Below are 1,159 nucleotides of genomic sequence, written 5' to 3' on the forward strand. Positions count from 1 at the left end.
CCTTTGGTCATAGGTCTGACGTCGGTAGCCTGACGACAGAAACAAAACAGGCAGGCATTTTGGGGCGTCAGACGTCCGGCTTTCGGCGTCCGACCTGATCCAGCGCCAGCAGCAGTGCATCCACATCCTTAAGCTCATGGGCGGCCGACAGTGTCACCCGCAAGCGCGCTTCGCCTTCCGGCACCGTGGGCGGACGAATGGCCGTGATCAACAGCCCCTTTTCCCGGAGCGCACCACTGAGCGCCATGGCCTCGGCATCACTGCCGATCAGTAGTGGCTGGATCGGTGTGCGCGACGGCATCAGGGTGTAGCCCAGTTCACTGGCACCCTGTCGAAAACGGGCAATCAGTTCTGCCAGCTTCTCCCTGCGCCAGTTTTCCTCACGGGATTTGTGGAGACTGACCCGTGTGGCCGCCGCCACCGCGGCCGGCATGGCGGTGGTATAGATAAACGTGCGGGCAAACTGTATCAGGGTTTCGATCAAGTCATGGCTGCCAGCCACAAAAGCGCCGCCAGTACCCAGCCCCTTGCCAAGCGTTGCCATGAGGATCTGGGTACGCGGGTTAACGCCCTGGGCAAACAAGGACCCGCGTCCCTGCGGGTCGAGCACGCCAAGGCCGTGGGCATCGTCCACCATCAGCCAGGCATCGTGAGCTTCGCAGGCATCGGCGTAGGCCGCCAGCGGCGCTTCATCACCATCCATGCTGAAGATGCCATCGGCCACCACCAGTTTGCGACGGGCATCGCTACGCTGCAGCTGACGGCTCAAGGCATCGGCATCATTGTGGGCAAAGCGCCGGAAGCGGGCGCCGCTGAGCAGGCCGCCGTCCAGTAGCGAAGCATGATTGAGGCGATCTTCGAATACGGCATCGCGCTTGCCCAGCAAGGCGGACATGACGCCCAGATTGGCCATGTAACCGGTGGAAAACAGCAGCGCGCGTTCACGGCCAGTGTGCTCGGCCAGCGCCTCTTCCAGATCCTGATGGGGACGCTGATGACCGCAAACCAGATGCGACGCACCGCTGCCTACGCCCCAGTCCCGTGCCCCCTGCCGGAACGCCTCGATAACATCCGCATCGTTGGCCAGGCCAAGGTAATCGTTACTGCAGAAATTCAGGTACTGCTGGCCGCCCACAAGCGCATGCCGGCCACAGGGGCC

Annotated in this window: 1 protein-coding gene; it reads right to left on the reverse strand. The window is 62.8% G+C overall.

All coding sequences use genetic code 11. The features are described 5' to 3' along the window. Nucleotides 1-67: 67 nt before the first annotated feature. Nucleotides 68-1,159: 8-amino-7-oxononanoate synthase (gene bioF, locus A3730_RS00585; RefSeq protein WP_063537237.1), on the reverse strand; the 1,092-nt coding region annotated here is incomplete at its 5' end.

It is taken from the genome of Alcanivorax sp. HI0044, assembly GCF_001634945.1.